Source organism: Cupriavidus sp. AU9028 (assembly GCF_019795295.1).
Classification (GTDB): domain Bacteria; phylum Pseudomonadota; class Gammaproteobacteria; order Burkholderiales; family Burkholderiaceae; genus Cupriavidus.
This window is the reverse complement of the sequence record NZ_JAIMCG010000006.1, coordinates 243989-260861: the sequence shown is the minus strand read 5'-3', so window position 1 is coordinate 260861 and position 16873 is coordinate 243989. Positions and strand designations below refer to the sequence as shown.

General features: G+C 67.9%; 14 protein-coding genes. 5 read left to right on the top strand and 9 right to left on the bottom strand.

The genetic code is table 11. The features are described from left to right. Positions 1-604: 604 nt before the first annotated feature. Entirely contained in the window at positions 605-1612 is a 1008-nt protein-coding gene (locus K6V06_RS09425) for a tripartite tricarboxylate transporter substrate binding protein (RefSeq protein ID WP_222242514.1), read from the bottom strand. A 65-nt stretch (positions 1613-1677) separates the two neighbouring features. Beyond that, positions 1678-2871: a M20 family metallopeptidase gene (locus K6V06_RS09420; RefSeq protein ID WP_222242512.1), complete on the bottom strand. Its 1194-nt coding sequence runs from the start codon at positions 2869-2871 to the stop codon at positions 1678-1680. Positions 2872-2988: 117 nt separating this feature from the next. On the opposite strand from K6V06_RS09420, the gene K6V06_RS09415 reads away from it, so the two are divergent. Further along, positions 2989-3933, top strand: coding sequence for a MurR/RpiR family transcriptional regulator (locus tag K6V06_RS09415; RefSeq protein WP_222242559.1), 945 nt, complete (start codon positions 2989-2991; stop codon positions 3931-3933). A 76-nt stretch (positions 3934-4009) separates the two neighbouring features. On the opposite strand, the gene K6V06_RS09410 is transcribed toward K6V06_RS09415, so the two are convergent. The 4 genes from K6V06_RS09410 to K6V06_RS09395 all read right to left on the bottom strand — a co-directional run bounded on the left by K6V06_RS09410 (position 4010) and on the right by K6V06_RS09395 (position 7549). Beyond that, positions 4010-5086 carry a porin gene (locus tag K6V06_RS09410; RefSeq protein WP_222242510.1) on the bottom strand — a complete coding sequence of 359 codons (1077 nt, stop codon included), beginning with the start codon at positions 5084-5086 and terminating at the stop codon, positions 4010-4012. 565 nt (positions 5087-5651) lie between these two features. Then, positions 5652-6089 (bottom strand): arsenate reductase (glutaredoxin), encoded by a 438-nt coding sequence (gene arsC / locus K6V06_RS09405; RefSeq protein WP_222242508.1) that lies wholly within the window; start codon positions 6087-6089, stop codon positions 5652-5654. Between the two features lie 21 nt (positions 6090-6110). Then, entirely contained in the window at positions 6111-7178 is a 1068-nt protein-coding gene (gene arsB / locus K6V06_RS09400) for an ACR3 family arsenite efflux transporter (RefSeq protein WP_222242506.1), read from the bottom strand. Beyond that, positions 7175-7549 (bottom strand): helix-turn-helix transcriptional regulator, encoded by a 375-nt coding sequence (locus K6V06_RS09395; protein ID WP_222242504.1) that lies wholly within the window; start codon positions 7547-7549, stop codon positions 7175-7177. Before K6V06_RS09395 ends, arsB begins: the two co-directional genes overlap by 4 nt. A 143-nt stretch (positions 7550-7692) precedes the next feature. Between K6V06_RS09395 and K6V06_RS09390 the strand changes: the two genes are divergently transcribed. Continuing rightward, positions 7693-9192 (top strand): acyl-CoA synthetase, encoded by a 1500-nt coding sequence (locus K6V06_RS09390; protein ID WP_222242502.1) that lies wholly within the window; start codon positions 7693-7695, stop codon positions 9190-9192. Between the two features lie 45 nt (positions 9193-9237). Here K6V06_RS09390 and K6V06_RS09385 read toward each other — a convergent pair whose 3' ends face one another. Further along, complete coding sequence (locus K6V06_RS09385) at positions 9238-9828, bottom strand: PAS domain S-box protein (RefSeq protein ID WP_222242500.1); 591 nt, start codon at positions 9826-9828, stop codon at positions 9238-9240. A 267-nt stretch (positions 9829-10095) separates the two neighbouring features. Between K6V06_RS09385 and K6V06_RS09380 the strand changes: the two genes are divergently transcribed. Then, positions 10096-11301 (top strand): serine hydrolase, encoded by a 1206-nt coding sequence (locus K6V06_RS09380; RefSeq protein ID WP_222242498.1) that lies wholly within the window; start codon positions 10096-10098, stop codon positions 11299-11301. Positions 11302-11327: 26 nt separating this feature from the next. Beyond that, positions 11328-12374 (top strand): serine hydrolase, encoded by a 1047-nt coding sequence (locus K6V06_RS09375; RefSeq protein ID WP_222242496.1) that lies wholly within the window; start codon positions 11328-11330, stop codon positions 12372-12374. A gap of 57 nt (positions 12375-12431) precedes the next feature. Here the strand turns inward: K6V06_RS09375 and K6V06_RS09370 are convergent, their stop codons facing one another. Continuing rightward, positions 12432-13784 (bottom strand): hypothetical protein, encoded by a 1353-nt coding sequence (locus K6V06_RS09370; RefSeq protein ID WP_222242494.1) that lies wholly within the window; start codon positions 13782-13784, stop codon positions 12432-12434. Positions 13785-13907: 123 nt separating this feature from the next. After that, on the bottom strand, positions 13908-14867 hold the full coding sequence (gene pip / locus K6V06_RS09365; RefSeq protein WP_222242492.1) for a prolyl aminopeptidase: 960 nt from the start codon (positions 14865-14867) through the stop codon (positions 13908-13910). A 118-nt stretch (positions 14868-14985) separates the two neighbouring features. Between pip and K6V06_RS09360 the strand changes: the two genes are divergently transcribed. Then, positions 14986-16857, top strand: coding sequence for a DUF1566 domain-containing protein (locus K6V06_RS09360; protein ID WP_222242489.1), 1872 nt, complete (start codon positions 14986-14988; stop codon positions 16855-16857). The last annotated feature ends 16 nt before the right edge of the window (positions 16858-16873 follow it).

Below are 16873 nucleotides of genomic sequence, written 5' to 3'. Positions count from 1 at the left end.
CCGTCAGGTTGCTGACAGGGCCTGAACCACCAATGGGTCGTTCCCGCGCAGGCGGGAATCCAGCGTCTTCGAAAGCCACTGGGTCCCCGCTTGCGCGGGGATGACGGCGCGTTGTCAGCAGTTCAGCCGCCCGCCGCATTGCACTTCGGGCCGTCAGGTTGCTGACAGGGCCTGAACCACCAATGGGTCGTTCCCGCGCAGGCGGGAATCCAGCGTCTTCGAAAGCCACTGGGTCCCCGCTTGCGCGGGGATGACGGCGCGTTGTCAGCAGTTCAGCGGCCCGCCGCATTGCACTTCGGGCCGTCAGGTTGCTGACAGGGCCTGAACCACCAACGGGTCGTTCCCGCGCAGGCGGGAATCCAGCGTCTTTGAAAGCCACTGGGTCCCCGCTTGCCCGGGGATGACGGCGCGTTCTCAGCAGTTCAGCGGCCCGCCGCATTGCACTGCGGGCCGTCGGGTTGCTGACAGCGCTTGAACAACCAACGCGTCGTTCCCGCGCAGGCGGGAATCCAGCGTCTTCGTCAGCCGCTGGATCCCCGCTTGCGCGGGGATGACGGCGGTGCCGGGTTCCCGCTCTAGCCGAGATGACGGCGGTGTCGTCCCGTTATTCCGCGCTGATCTTCGCGCGCTTGACCACCTCGCCATAGCGCTGCAGGCGGTCCGTCATCATTTTCTCGAACTCCGCCGGGCTCATCTCCTCCGGCGGCAGCACGCCGCGATCGCGCAGCGAGGCCTGCATCGCCGGGTCGCTGGCGGCCTTGCGGATCGCCGCGTGGATCTTCTGCACGATCGGCTGCGGCGTGCCGCCCGGGGCGGCGATGCCGGTCCACGAGCTCATGTTCAGCTCGGGATGACCCAGCTCCGCCAGCGTCGGCACGTCAGGCAGTTGCGGCAGGCGCTGCTCCGAGGCGAGGGCCAGCGCGCGCACCTTTCCTTGCTGGATGAACGGCAGCATGATCACCAGGTTGTCGAAGATGTACTGCACTTCGTTGGCGATCACCGCGGTGTTCAGCTGCGAGCCGCCGCGATAGGGAATGTGGGTGCCCTGCGCGCCGGTGCTGGCCTTGAGCATCTCCACATTGAGCTGGCCCATGCTGCCAACGCCCGCGCTGCCGTAGTCGAGCTTGCCGGCATTCTTCTTCGAGTAGGCGACGAACTCGGCGAAGGTCTTCACCGGCAGCGAGGAGTGCACCACCAGCGCAAGCGGCTGGCGGCCGATGATGGCAATGTTCTCGAAGTCCTTGACCGGATCGTAGGCGATGCGCGGCTGGGTAAGCGGATTGGCCAGGTGGCTGCTCTGCGACGACACCACCAGCGTGTAGCCGTCCGGCTTGGCGCGCGCGACGGTCTGCGTGGCGACCGAGCCGCCGGCGCCGGGCTTGTTGTCGACCACGACCGGCACACCGAGGATGCGCGACAGCGGCTCCGAGTACTGGCGCGCCATGATGTCGACCGAGCCGCCCGGCGGGAACGGCACCACCAGCGTGATCGGCCGGGTCGGCCAGGCGCCTTGCGCCTCGGCATGGGCGGCAAGCGGTGCGGCGGTGGCCACGGCGGCGGCGGTCAGGCCGAAGGCGACGAAGCGGCGGCGGGAGAAGAGAGCGTTCTGCATGACGGGAAAGACAGGAAGGTAAGGAATCTGACGATGGTGCGACAGCGACGGCTTGCGGCGCGGCCTCAGCCCAGTTCGAGGACGGATAGCGCCAGGGCCTGCGCCCGCGGCACGAAGGTGGAAAGCTCGCAGTACTCGCGCTCGGTATGCGGGTGGCCGCCCACCGGTCCGGTGCCGCACAACGTCGGCGTGCCGACCGAGGAGGTCAGTCCGCTGTCGGCCGCGCCGCCGGTGAATTCGCCCTCCACGGTAAAGCCCACGCGCGCCGCGTTGCGCTGGTACAGCGACAGCAGCGCCGCGGGCGTGCGTGCCATCGGCATGGTCTTGCGCACGTCCGTCACGCGTCCGCGGGTGCGCGGCACGGTCTCGGCCTCGATGATCGCGCGAATGCGGTCCCATAGCGCGTCCACGTCGACGCTCGCGGTGAAGCGCACGTCCAGCTGCGCCTTGACGTGAGGCGCGACCATGTTGGGAACGATGCCGCCCTGCACCACGCCGACATTGGTGGTGACGCCCGTATCAGGGTCGGTCAGCGCATGCAGCTGCAGGATCTTGCGGGCGAGCGCGTCGATGGCGCTGGCACCGGCGGCGTGGTTGATGCCAGCATGCGCGGCCACGCCATCGACTTCGAAGTCCACCGCCATCGAGCCCTTGCGCTCGACCACCAGGTTGCCGCTGACGCGTCCCGGCTCGGCGTTGAAGACGGCGCGGACCTGGCGGCCGACGTCCATGATGATCTCGCGGGTCGCCGGCGAACCGATCTCCTCGTCGCACGAGAAGAACAGCCGCAGCGGCGGCGCCTGGTCGCCCAGGCGGGACAGCGCGCGTGCGACGAAGACGTTCATCACCAGCCCGGACTTCATGTCGGCGACACCGGGCCCATGGGCGCGGCCATCCTCGACGCGGAAGGGGCGGCGGGCGACGGTACCTTCGGGATAGACCGTATCCATATGGCCCATGAGCAGTACCGGCTTGCCCTGGCCGGAGCCGGGGAGGCTGGCATCGAGGCAGACGCCGTAGCCGGGCACCGGAACGTACTGTACCTGGATGCCATCCGCTTCCAGGCTGGCACGCAGCACATCGGCCACGGCGCGCACGCCGGCTTCCATCCGGCTGCCGCTGTCGATATCGACGACTTGCTGCAGCAGCGACTGCATCGCCGCCGACTGGCTTTCCAGCCAGCTCAGCACGGCGTGCCGGCTGGCTTGCTGGGGGTTGTCGCGCTGGGGGTCTTGCTGCTGCTCTGTCTGGTGCTGCATGCGGTCCTGCCGTGGGAGAATGTGCGGTTCGCGACCGCTGAAGCACGGCAAATACCGTGAATCTAACGTTGCAAAATTGATATCATCATGCAATACGCATTGCAAGGTGTCAACTCGATGAATCACGGCAAGACCGCCATCAAGGCCGCTTCTGACTCCGCTGCAACACTGCTGGATCGCCTTGCGCGCGACGCTGCCGCGTTGACCGCCAGCGAGCGGGAACTGGCCGACACCTTGACGCGCGGCTATCCGCATATCCTGCTGGAATCGGCGACGGCGCTTGCACAACAACACGGCACCAGTGCCTCGACGGTGGTGCGGCTGTTCGCCAAGCTCGGCTACGCCAGCTATGCCGAAGCCCAGCGAGAAGCGCGGGCCAGCGTCACCGCGGCGTTGCCGACCGCGGCGCAGCGGGCGCCGGCGACCATCGGCGCACGGCGCAGCCTGGCCGACTGCCTGAACGATGCGCTGACGCATGACCTGCACAATCTGACGGCGACCCACGAAGCGGTCGACGTGCAGGCGTTCGAAGCGGTCGCGCGGCTGCTGGCGGGGGAGGGCACGAAGGGCGGACGCGCCGCCGGCAAGGGCCGGCTCTACGTGCTGGCGCAAAAGAACAGCGCGCCGGTGGCGTCCTGGCTGGCACTGCATCTGAACCTGTGCCGGCCGCACGTGATCGAGATGGGGGCGGGCGCGGTGATGGCGACCGATGCGATGCTGTGGATCGAGCCGCAGGACGTGCTGCTGACCTTCAGCATCCGGCGCTATTCCAGCGCGCCGGTGACGATTGCCCGCGCGTTTCGGCAGCGGGGCGCGCGGGTGGTGGCGATCTGCGACAGTCCCGCCGCGCCGCTGATTCCGCTGGCGGACCATCACCTGCTGGTGCGCACCGCCAACGCGTCGCCGTTCGACTCCTACACCGCCGCGTTTTTCCTGTGCAATGCACTGGTGTCGGCGGTGGCGCAGTTGCGCCAGCCGGCGCTGATCGAGGCGCTGCAGCGCCGCGATGCGCTGTGGACCGGCATCGAGGCCGATCCGGTCGAGGGTTTCCGCAAGAGCTGACGGTTGCGCAGGCCAGCGCGCAGGCCGGACTTCGGTTGGGAAATGCTCGACCCGGCGCCGTGGCGCTGGTGCGCGGTCAGAAGTGGTGGCGCATCCCGACCATCACGCCGACGCGCGTCATGCTGTCGACCCCCGCAGCGGGGGCGCCGGCCCAGTATTCGGTCTCGCGGCCGACCACGCCGTCGCGGGCCCACACTGCGTCAGCCTCGACGTACAACACCGTGCGCTTGGACAGCGAGTAGTCCAGCACTGCCGCCACCGCATCCGCGTTGCCGCTGCCCAGCAGCGCCGGAGTGTCCTGGAACTGGGTGGTCACGTTGCCACGCTGCCAGTAGCGGTAGTAGGCGCCGGACAGGTGCAGCGCCGGCGTCAGCTGGTAACCCATGCCGACGAAGGCGATGCCATGGCGCGCATTGCTGGCCGACTCGTGCTGCCCCATGTGGCCGATATAGGCGGTGGCGTTGCCGAACGCATAGGAGCCGCCCACCGAGTAGTTGCGCCGCGTATTGCCGCCGTCGTCCTGCTTGCGCTGGTCGTAGGCGACGCCAAGCGCGAGCGGGCCCTGCTGGTACAGCACGCCGCCGCCCAGCGTGGTGCCGCGTGCCAGCGTGCCGGGCTGCTCGCCGATGCCGTAGTCCAGTTGTACCGTCAGCGGACCGCTGGTGTGCTTGTAGACCACGCTGTTGTTGACGCGATAGTCCTGATAGAAGATATCGCCGCCGAGGTAGACCGGGTCCGACCAGAAATTGCCCCAGCCCTTGCTCAACGGGTTGAAGGTCCAGCCGACGTTGTTCAGCGCGTTGTACTGGCGACCCAGCGTCAGGCTGCCCCAGTCGCCGGACAGGCCGACGAACGCCTGGCGGCCAAAGAACGAGTTGTAGGCGAGGCGCCCGTCGTCGCTGCCGATGCCCGCTTCGAGCTGGAAGATGGCGTGGTTGCCGCCGCCGAGGTCTTCGTCGCCTTTCAGGCCGAAGCGGCTGCCGACCATGCCGCCGGACACCAGCGCCGCCTGGTCGTTGTGCAGGCCGTCGATATTGGAGGTGTAGCGCACGGCGGAGCTGACGATGCCGTACAGGGTCACGCCGGACTGGGCGTGGGCGGCGACGGGCAACAGCCCGGCGGTCAGCAGCCAGAGGCTGGCTGTCTTCTTCATGGATTTTCCTCCCGCAGGGATCCTCTCGTTTGTCGCGCGGGTTGCGCGGGCAAGGGATCCGTCAGGCCGATGGCCTGATGGTAGTCCGCGCGGGCGCGCGGGTCGTCATCGGGCAACGCGAAACAAGCGCTGCCCGGGCGAGGCGAAGTGGGGCGACAGTGCCTTGGGTGGCGAATGCTGGCGTGATGCCAGGCAAGCCGGTGCCGCACGATCTCATGGGTAATGAAAGGCGCGACGCAGAAGGGCCAATGGCCCTGGGGATGTGCCCGCCGGCGCCCACTTCGCGCGTCGGCACGGCACACGGCCGTGATGACTGCAAGGCATGCCCGGGTGGTCCGGGTGCGGCGAACGGGCGCTATTCTAACCGCAACGGGCGCGAAAGCCCAGCAATCGGCGGCAAACCGTCTGGAAAGGCGGGGTGCGGGCACGCCGCGTCTTCCCCGCGAGGGCACCCAGCGTCTTTCGCTCTCGCGAGAGCGTTGCTGCCAAGTCACTGGGTCCCCGCCTGCGCGGGGACGACGGGAAGTGTGCGAAGGGCGGGGTTGCTGGAGAAGTCGATCGCGGCCTATTTACCCTCGGCCCCGCCAATCCTTCGCCCCTGCTGATCCACCACCAGCTCCCCATCCTCCTTGCGGAACGCGCCGAGCTGCGGCGCCGGCAGGATCTCCAGCACCACCTCTGATGGGCGACACAGCCGCACGCCGCGCCCGGTGACGACGAAGGGGCGGTTGATCAGGATGGGGTGGGTCGACATCGCGTCGAGCAGGGCGTCGTCGGACAGCCGCAAGTTGTCCAGCCCCAGCTCGAGATATGGCGTGCCCTTTTCGCGGATCGCCTGCCGCACGGTCAGCCCGGCGCGGGAGATCATGTCGCGCAGCACGTCCCTGGACGGGGGCGAGCTCAGGTACTCGATCACCGTGGGCTCGATGCCGGCGTTGCGGATCATCGCCAGCGTGTTGCGCGACGTGCCGCAGGACGGGTTGTGATAGATGGTGACGGACATGGCGGTCTCCCGTGGCGCTGTTCAGTGTTGCGCGGCTTCGTACCAGCGCCGCGAGCGATTGACCACGCCAACCACGGCCAGCATCAGCGGGACCTCGATCAGCACGCCCACCACCGTCGCCAGCGCCGCGCCCGACTGGAAGCCGAACAGGCTGATGGCGGTGGCCACCGCCAGTTCGAAGAAGTTGCTGGCACCGATCAGCGCCGAGGGACCGGCCACGCAATGCGCCACGCCAAGCTTGCGGTTCAGCAGGTAGGCCAGTCCGGAGTTGAGTACTACCTGGATCAGGATCGGCACGGCGAGCAGCAGGATGATCAGCGGCTGCTCGACGATGGCGTTGCCCTGGAAGGCAAACAGCAGCACCAGCGTGGCGAGCAGTGCCCCGATCGACCAGGGTCCCAGCGCAGCGACGGCACGGCGATACGCCGCTTCGCCACGGCGCAGCAGCAGCCGGCGCAGCACCTGCGCGATCAGCACCGGGATCACGATATAGAGCAGTACCGACAGGATCAGCGTGTCCCACGGCACCGCGATCGACGACAGCCCGAGCAGCAGGCCGACCACGGGAGCGAAGGCCACCACCATGATCGCGTCGTTCAGCGCCACCTGCGACAGCGTGAAGTACGGATCGCCCTTGCACAGCTGCGACCAGACGAACACCATCGCGGTGCACGGCGCCGCTGCCAGCAGGATCAGGCCGGCCACATAGCTGTCCAGCTGCTCGGCGGGCAGCCACGGTGCGAACAGATGCCGGATGAACACCCATCCGAGCAGCGCCATCGAGAACGGCTTGATCAGCCAGTTGACCAGCAGCGTCACGCCGATGCCCCGCCAATGGCCGGCAACCTGCGCCATTGCGCCGAAGTCGATCTTGATCAGCATCGGCACGATCATCACCCAGATCAGCAGGCCCACCGGCAGGTTGACCTGCGCCACTTCCATCGCACCGATGGCGTGGAACAGGCCCGGTTGCCATTGGCCGAGCAGGATGCCCGTGACGATGCACAACGCGACCCACAGGCTCAGGTAGCGCTCGAAAAGCCCGATGGCGGGCGCTGGCGCCGAAGCTGTCCCCTGCATGCTGGTCATGCGCGCGCTCCTGCCTTGGTCGCGGGCTTCGCCGCTTGCCTTGTAGCCCTTGCTGGCGTCTTGCGGATGGCCACTGGCGTGCACGGGTTGCCGCCGCAGCAGTCGTCGGTCAGATAGACCAGCAACGCGTTCATCGTCTCGTAGCGCGCCATATAGAGGATCGAGCGGCCTTGCTGCTGGCTGTCCAGCAGGCCCGCGTGCTGCAGCTCCTTCAGGTGGAAGGACAGCGACGAGGGCGGCAGCGACATGGCTTGCGCGATGCGGCCGGCCGGCAGACCCTGGGGACCGGCCTGCATCAGCAGGCGGAACACCGCCAGGCGGGCGGGATGGGCGAGGGCGGCAAGCGCCTCGACGGCATGTTTCGTTTCCATAATTCGAATATAGTCGAAATAAGGGCGACGGGCAACGGTGATGGCGTACCGCGTCCCCGCCGCGCTATGCTCACGCCTTCGACGCGAATGCGGGACGCTTCGTCGTCCGGCTCGTGACAACGACAAGCGCAAAGGAGACAGCCATGGCAGCGGACCTCTGGTTCCAGGACATTCATCGCAGCGCAGACGAGCTGATCGCGCGCGGCAGCCGGCTCGCGGGCGGCTTGCGCGCGCTTGGCCTGGTGGAAGGCGACGTGGTGGCGGTGCTGTTGCGCAACGACGCGCCGTATGTCGATGTCATCCATGCGTGCCGTCTGGCCGGCTGCTATTACTGCCCGATCAACTGGCACTTCACCGCCGACGAGGTCGGTTATCTGCTGCGCGACAGCGGGGCGCGCGTGCTGATCGTCCACGCGGACCTGCTGGATGCGGTCCGGGCCGCGGTGCCCGAGGGCATGCCGGTGCTGGCGGCCGGCGGCGATGGTGCCATCGACGGGGCGCAGCCCTACGAATCGTGGCTGGACGCGCAGCCGCCCTACGACGGCCCGCGTGTCGCGCCCCGCGGCCACATGGCCTATACCTCCGGCACCACCGGGCGCCCCAAGGGCGTACTGCGCGATCCGGTGCCGCTGGAGCAGCTCGACACCCAGCAGGCGGCGATGCGCGACGTGGTGGCGCAGGTCTACGGCATCGTGCCGGGCTGCCGCGCGCTGATGCCGGCGCCGCTGTACCACAGCGCCCCCAGCGTCTTCGCGCAGCAGGCGCTGGTGCAGGGCGAACGGCTGGTGCTGATGCCGCGCTTCGATGCCGAGCAGGTGCTTGCGCTGATCGAGCAGCATCGGATCGAGGTGGTGTACCTGGTGCCGATCATGTACGTGCGGCTGCTGAAGCTGCCGCGCGAGGTGCGCGAGCGCTACGACGTGTCGTCGCTGCGCTTCGTCGCTTCGACCGGCTCGCCATGCGCGCCCGATGTCAAGCGCGCCATGCTGGACTGGTTCGGTCCCGTCATCCATGAGACCTACGCCTCCAGCGAGGCGGGACTGATCACCGTCGCGACGCCGGCGGACGCGTTGTCCCGGCCCGGCACCGCCGGGCGCGCGGTCAACGCCGGGCAGGTGCGCATCCTGCAGGAAGACGGCACGCCCTGCGGCCAGGGCGAGATCGGGCTGGTCTACGTGCGCCAGCCCGCCTACCCCGACTTCACCTACCGCAACAACGATGCGGCGCGCCGCGCCATCGAGCGCGACGGCCTGGTGACGCTGGGCGACATGGGCTATCTCGACGAGGACGGCTACCTCTTCATCTGCGACCGCGCCTCCGACATGGTGATCTCCGGCGGGGTCAACATCTATCCCGCCGAGATCGAGCACGAGCTGGTGCGCTATCCCGGCGTCGCCGATTGCGTGGTCTTCGGCGTGCCCGACGACGAGTATGGCGAGCGCCTGCTGGCGGTGGTCGAGCCGGTGCCGGGGCAGCGCATCGATGAGGGCGAAGTGATTGCGTGGCTGCGCGAGAGGCTGTCGGGCTTCAAGGTGCCGCGCACCGTGGTGATCGCCGAGCGTCTGCCGCGCGACGAGACCGGCAAGCTGGCCAAGCGGCGGCTGCGCGAGCCGTACTGGCAAGGGCGCTCGCGCCGGGTTTGACGGCGGCGCGGCCGGTATCCCTGCGCGGAGCGCCCGCGAGCGCCTTCAGCGTGGGGGCACGTGGTTCAGCCACAGGCTCATCAGCCCGGCGCGGCTGCGCACGCCGAACTTGCGATAGATACCCGTGACATAGGAGTGCGTGGTCGAGACCGCAAGCCCCAGGCGCTGGGCGATCTGTTTTTCCGACGCGTCGGTCAGCAGTTGCTGCAGCACCTTTTGCTCGTGCGGCGCGAGCGGCGCCGAGGCCAGGGCCATCCCACGCGCGAGAAGGCTGGCCGGGCGGCGCAGCGCGCTGATGTCCCGTGCGACGCCGACGCGCAAGCGTTCTACCTCGAGCCAGCCGGCGGACCACAGGATATGGACGGCCTCGCCGCTCTTGTGCAGGTAGCGGTTCTCGAAACCGAAGCGCCGCTGCCCGGCCATCACGTGACCCGCTTCCGCGCGGGTCCTGTCCCGGTCCTCGGGCAGCACCAGTTCCATGATGGCCAGCCCCGTCATGTCCCTCTGCGAGAAGCCAAGGATCCCTTCGGTTGCGGGGCTGACATACTGGATGGTGCCCCGGGTGTCGACGAGGAAAACGGCATCCAGCATGTGGTCGGCGAAGTCGGTGAGGGTCGTTCCGATTTCGATGGTCATACGCAGCCGGGCACGAGAAAGAGAAGAGAACTGGCGTGAAGCCTAAACCACCTTTGTCAATGCTGCAAACGGTGGAGATTCCGGCTTGCCGCGCCGAAGCGGTGGTCAACCCTTCTGATCAGCAGGATGCCGTGCTGGCGCTGCTCGGCTACGATGCGGCGATCTGCTGCCCGCGGCAAGGCGCCGGTATTGCTGGCGCCCCGGAGGCGGGTTCGACCAGGGGTACACAGCATGTACAACAAGCGGCCTCGGCAACGAAAAGGCCCGATGAAGAGGGGCGGGCTGCGGGCCGCTCTGCTGGCCCCCGCGCTACTGTTGGCGCTGGCCCTGCAAGGCTGTGGCGACGATTACGGGGCGCCGACCGCAGCCTGCATGCCCGTGGACGCGGGGGCCCACGCGGGCGCGAGCGTTGCGGCGCTGCGCCCGCTGCTCGCGCAGGCGCGGGCCGAGCATGGGTTGAACGCCGTGCTGCTCGGCGTCACCGCGGGCGGGGAGCCGATCCTGACCACCGCGCTGGGAGAAGCGCGGCCCGGCGTTGCCGCCACCACCGCGATGCACTTCCGCGTAGGCATGCCAGCCGAGCAATTGGCCGTGATGCTGATGCTGCAGCTGGCCGACCAGGGCCGGCTCGACCTGGACGCGCCGGTGTCGCGCTGGTTCCCGGGCTACCCGCATGCGGAACGGGCGACGGTGCGGATGCTGGCGGCATCCAGCGCCGGCTTCGGCGACTATGTCTACGGACCCGCCAACCCCGCGCTGGGAGTCCCGTCCTTCGATACGGTGCTGTACGGCGATCCGCACCGCCAGTTCACCACGGCAGAGTTGATCGACCGCAGCCGGGCGCCCTATCAGGTCCCGCAATTCGACAATCCGGGCGGCGACTGGCGCTACTCGCACACCAGTTTCGCCATGCTGGGCGCGATCCTGGAGTCGGTGACCGGCCGCGACTACGGCGCGCTGCTACGGGAGCGCATCCTGTCGCCGCTGGGTTTGCACAACACCGAATACGCGCAGGGCCCGTCCATCCAGGCGCCGGTACTGCACGCGTATACCTCCGAGAGAGGGCGCTACGAAGACTCCACCGGCTGGAGCCCGTCGTGGACCTCGTACTCCGGGCGGATCAACTCCGACCTCTGCGATCTGACCGCGTGGGCACGCGCATTCGGCCGCGGCGAACTGCTCAGTCCCGAGAGCGCCGCGCGCATTGCCGAGCCAGCCAATGTCGGCCTTGGACCGAACATCGCATCGCGCTACTTCGGCCTCGGCGTGATCGTCCACAACGGATGGCTGATCGGGGATGCCAACTTCTTCGGCTGGCATACCGCCACGGCCTATCATCCGGGGAAGGACATCGCAATCGCGTTGACCCTCACCGAGGGACCTGCCACGCAGGACGCGAATGGCATTGCACGGGCGCTGCTGGGCCGCCTGTCCGCCGTCCTGACGCCGGCGAACCCGATCGCGCTCCCCTAGACCCGACCAAGGAGGAAGACCGACCCATGACCGATACCGCCAGCCAGTTCCTCTTTTCTCTTTCCCGCAGGCGGGCCTTGCGCGCGGCCGGCGCGGCCATCGTCGCCCCGGCATTCGGCGCCTGCGGCGGCTCGTCGATGGCGCAAGGCGCACCGGTCGAGCTGGAGAACGCCATTCGTGACTTTGCCGCGCTGGAGCCCGAGACCACCAGCGTGCTGATACAGGCCGACGTGCCCGACGATGCCTGGACGGCAAGCTATGCGCCGCAGCGCCAGCTGTTCATCGGCAGCGCGGTCAAGACCTTCATCCTTGCCCAGTTCCTGCGCGACAGCGAAGTGGCCCGCAACGGCGTCACCGAGCAGACGCCGGTCGAGATCAGCGACCGGCATCGCTCTGCTGGCGGCGGCGTCTTCGAGCAGCTCAGCGGCATCTCCAGCTACCGCAACGTGCTCGAAGCGATGATCACGCACAGCGACAACACCGCCACCGACATTGCGATCGCGCACGCGGAGCCCGATCGCGTGCGCGCGCTGATAGCGCAGGCCGGTCTCGGACAGACGCAGATTCCCGACTCGACGCGGATGCTGTTCTCCTATCTGGCCGGCGCGCCGCTGGGCGTGGATATCGGCTGGGACGGCATCCAGAACCTGGACAGCCTGCCATACACCCGACGCACCGACGTGATCAATCCCAACGTGTCGATGCTCAGCTCGGCCAATGATTTGGTGAGCTGGTACAGGCAGGTGCTGAGCGGCAAGTTCTTTTCCAACGCCGGCACCCTGCGCGAATTCAAGCGGATCTCGGCGATGGCCAATGCCATGGCGCTGGTGCCGCCCGAGGATACGGTGGCCTATGGCAAGGGCGGCAGCATCGACTGGGAGGGGTTCCATTGCATCTGCGTGCCCGGCCAGATGCGCGTGCGCGATGTTGCGGTGACGTTCTGCTTCACCATCAACTGGAAGAGCAACGAGACGGACACGGGCAGCCGATCGGCGGAAATCGCCGCGCCGATGGCGCGCGCGCTGGCCGCGGCGGCCGATTCGATCAAGCAGCTCTATCCGCGCAAGGCGTAGAGCGCGAGCAACGCAGTGCGAGCAGCGGCACGGCAGCCGCCGTGCACGCGTCGCGGGCTATTTCCACAGTTCGGCGAGCACCCGCGCCGCCGCGCGCGGCGTCAGGATGTCCGGATGGTGCACGCCGTCGCTGCCCACGACCTGCGCCGGCTGCCCGGCCCGCAGGGGATTCAGCGCGACGGCGTGGATGCCATACCATTCCTCGTCGGCATAGCCGCCCGGGAAAGTGGGATTGGCCGCGCTGCCATTGGTCTGCGCCAGCGGTTCCCCGTGCTTCCACCACTCGTCCGACCAGGCGAATGCATAGCCGCCCGAGGCAATTGCCCGGTTCTCCTCGCGGGCGATATCGAGCCATTGCGTGCGAAGGTAGTCGGCCTGCCCGGCGGCGCGGTCGGGCAGCTCGACCGCCTGCACAGGATTGGCGCCGCGTCGCGTCGAGGCAGGGCAACCGAACTCGGTGATCAACAGTGGGCGCGCACTGGCGCGCGCATAGTCGCTGAAAAGGCTACCCATGCCGGTGGTGACGGTACCGCGATAGACGTTCAGGCCAAACACATCAAGGTGCGGCGTGAGGCTTTCGGCTTCGCCGACGCTGATCATGCCGTCGTCCATCAAACACGTCATCGTCAGCTTGTCAGGCGCGCCAGCCTTGGCGATCGCCGCCAGATCGTCGATCCAGCGCCAGAAGCCCGGGTCCGAGCGGGTGCTCAGGATATTGGCTTCGTTGGCGATATTGAATCCGATCACCCCCGGGTGGCCGCCCATCTGCTCGGCCAGCAAGCCGACTGCCACCCGGATGCGCTCCCTTTGCGCCCGGTCCTGCGCCGGATAGACGCCGCCATCGATTGGAAAGCCGGCCCACACCGAGATGCCCGCCTCGTGACAGGCATCGAGAAAAAGCCGGTGGCTCAGGCGTGCACTGTCGGCGTCGTAGATCAGGCGGAACGGCAGGGTCGAATATAGCCGCAGCGAATTCACGCCCATGGCTTTCAGCAGCGGCAGGTCCCGCCTGAAGATGGGCTGCCAGAAGTCGCTGAAGAAGTCGCCCCATGGCTCGCCATCGAACGATGTGCCAATGGGCTGCGGCGAGTAGCACATGCCCTTGGCGAAGAACCGCTGCCCGTTGCGCAGGATCTCGCGCCCACGGGTCTCGTAGCGAACGGTCTGGGGTTGCGGCTGCGGCTGCGGCGGGGTAGCACCGACGCCGCCATGCGGTGGCGAGGCGCCGATGTTTCCACCGCTACCGCCTTCCTCGCTGCCGCCGTCGCCATCCCCGCCGCAGGCTGCCAGCATGCCGCCGCCGGCCAGTCCGGCCAGCCCGGCCAGCAGCAGGCGGCGGCGCCGCGCATCGACGCCGTGCGCTGCGGGTGGCAGGGGCGATCCGGGTGCGTGAGGAGAAGGTTGAGTCATCGTTCCGTCCATTCGAGAGGGCAGGGTGAAGGGCGCTGCCGATGGTAGCGGCGACGCGCCCTTGCTCCTACCCTGCTGAATGGACGGATGCGTCCAGCGGCGGCGTGGTGCAGGAAAGGCTGGTCAGGCCCCGCTCACCGCGAAGCGGTCGGTGGCGGCGATCAGCTGGTCGAGGATGCCGGGCTCGGTCCAGGCGTGGCCGGCGCCTTCGATCAGATGAAAATCGGCGCGGGGCCAGGCGCGGTGCAGCGCCATCGCATGGCGTACCGGGCAGGGCATGTCATAGCGGCCGTGCACGATCACACCGGGAATGTCCGCCAGCCGGTGCGCATCGCGCAGCAGCTGTCCTTCCTCCAGCCAGCAGCGATGCGTGAAATAGTGGTTCTCCAGCCGGGCGAACGCGAGCGCGAAGTGGTCGCCGCCGTGTTTGTCGTTCAGCGCCGGATCGGGCAGCAGCGTGATGGTGCCGCCTTCCCACTGGCTCCAGGCGCGCGCGGCCTCGATCTGCTTGCCGCTGTCCTCGCCAGTGAGCAGTCGGCGATAGGCCGCCATCATGTTGGAGCGCTCGGCCGGCGGAACCGGCGCCTGGAAGCGCTCCCACTTGTCGGGGAAGATCTCGGAGACGCCGTACTGGTAATACCAGTCCAGCTCGGCCTGCGACACGGTATAGATCCCGCGCAGCACCAGTTCGGTCACGCGGGACGGATGTTTCTGCGCATAGGCGAGCGCCAGCGTCGAGCCCCACGAACCGCCGAATACGAGCCACCGCTCGACGCCGGCCAGCTCGCGCAGGCGCTCGATGTCGTCCACCAGATGCCAGGTGGTATTGGCCTGCAGTCCGGCATGCGGAGTCGAGCGGCCGCAACCGCGCTGATCGAACAGCAGCACATCGTAGCGGGCGGGGTCGAACAGCCGGCGATGGTCGGGGGAGATGCCGCCGCCCGGCCCGCCGTGCAGGAATACCGCCGGCTTGGCGCCTGGGGTGCCGGCACGCTCGTAGTACAGAACATGGCCATCGCCGACATCGAGCGTTCCGCTCTGATAAGGCTCGATCTCGGGGTAAAGGGTGCGCAGCTGGGGCACGGTCGTCTCCTTGAACCGGAAGGGATCAGTGTACGCGGGATGCAACAGCCTTCTGTATAGCAGGCTGTGCCGGCGTACCTCCGCCGCTAGCATCGGCGGCTTCGATCCGGAGATTGCAATGAGATTTCGAAGCCTGCTGCTGTTGACCATGCTGGCGCTGCTGGGCGGCTGTGGCGAGGACGGGGACAATGTCCGGTCCCCGGCAGAACTGACCGTGCCGGCGACCGTGATCAATGGCAAGGCGCACCTTGCCGCGCCGCTGGCCGGCGCCATGGTGCAGGTAAGCGACGCGCAGGGCAGAGCGGTCGAGGCGGTCGGCATGGCGGTCACCGGACCCGCCGGCACGTTCTCCTTCCGTCTCGGACCGCGATCCTCCAGCCGGATGCGGCTGAAGATCAGCGGCGGCACGTACGAGGGCAAGCCGTTCAACGGCACGTTGCTGCTCGACGTCGACGGCTATGACGCCAGCCGGGACCTGCTGTACGCCAATGCGGCGACCACTCTGGTCGCCCAATATGTCGATCGCCATCCCGACGTGGCGCTTGACGAGGCCAATGCGCGGGTACTGGGTTTCCTGGCGATTCCCGCGGCCTCGCGCAGCGCACCGGTGCTGGACAACCCGCACCAGAACCACTTTCGGCATGAACTGGTGCTCGCGGCGATGCGAGCGGCCGGCGCCGACAATCTGAACCGCTATCTGGGCACGCTGCTCGACGAGATGAAGGCCGGCACGCCAACGCGGCGCTTCGCCAATCTTGGCAGCGGTGGTCCCGCCGACACGATCGCAGGCATCGCCAGGAAGCTGGCCGGCCACCTCGGCAGCGAAGTGTTCACCTGGGCGTTCGAGTCGATCCTGACGCTTGCCGGCACCGGCGCCACCGCCGAGCTGCTGGAGCAGCTGCATGAGATCAACGCCAAGCTCGATGCACTGACCTCGATGGTCGCCGAGCTGCAGAAGGAGGCGGAGCAGACCCAGGTCGAGATCGTCAACACGCCGGTGCTCGCCGCGATCGCCAACATCAGGGGACAGTACCAGTACCTGACCTGGGCCGCGCAGCACGGCGCCTGTGCCAGTAGCGATCCGGCGCATGCCGCGTGCGCCGATGGTGTGCAAGCGTTCCAGCAATCGGTGCGCGACCGTATCCGCGCCATCCTGGACTCGAATACGGGCGTGATTCAGGAATTCGAGCTGCTTGGCACCACACTGATCGCCTCGCCCACGGAAGCCGGGGTGCTGCAGCGCTGGGCCGACTATCTGAAAACGACGCGCCGCTTCTACACGGCGGTGACCGACCCCCGGCTCATCGAGATCAACGAGTACTACATGACGGTGCAGACCATGGCGGCGCATCTGATCGTCGAAGCCTACGTCGCGCGGCAGACGCCAGACGGCAAGCCGAATCCCGACCGTGCCAGCGGCATGTACTACCTGTCGCAGTTGCAGGCGGCAATCCAGGATCAGCAGACCCGTGTCGCCGGGATGCACTCAGGCAACGAGGAGGTGGTCGAGGACACCCACACGAAGCTCGTGTGGCTGCGCTCGCCGGTATCGAACTTCGTCACGCCGGTGTTCGACGGGGTCTGGGCCGACAACCACTATGCGCAGCAGGCCGAGGCGGTGTGCGCCGGGTTCGCGCAGACGCGCTATGCGGGCTACCAGGGCTGGCGCGTGCCGACCGCGACCGAGCTGCACCAGGTAACCGAGGACGGCCCGGGCACCGGCGATGCGCAGAGCGAGGACGGTGTGTTCGACTGGCTGGTCGAGCAGGGCTTCCGCTTCGGTCAGGGCATGGGCGTGCCTTACGAACGCGGTTTCCTGCACGGTACGGCATACTTCTCCAGCACCTGGTGGTGGGGCTATGGCAGGGAGGCGCTATGGAACGGAGGCGTCGACGACGCCTGCCTGTGGACGCACGCCTGCACCGGCAACAGTCCCCGCTGGGCGGGAGTGTGGTGCGTGAGCGAGGGCGCTGCAGCCGGCCACGAGTAGCAGCCGCCTGCGGCGT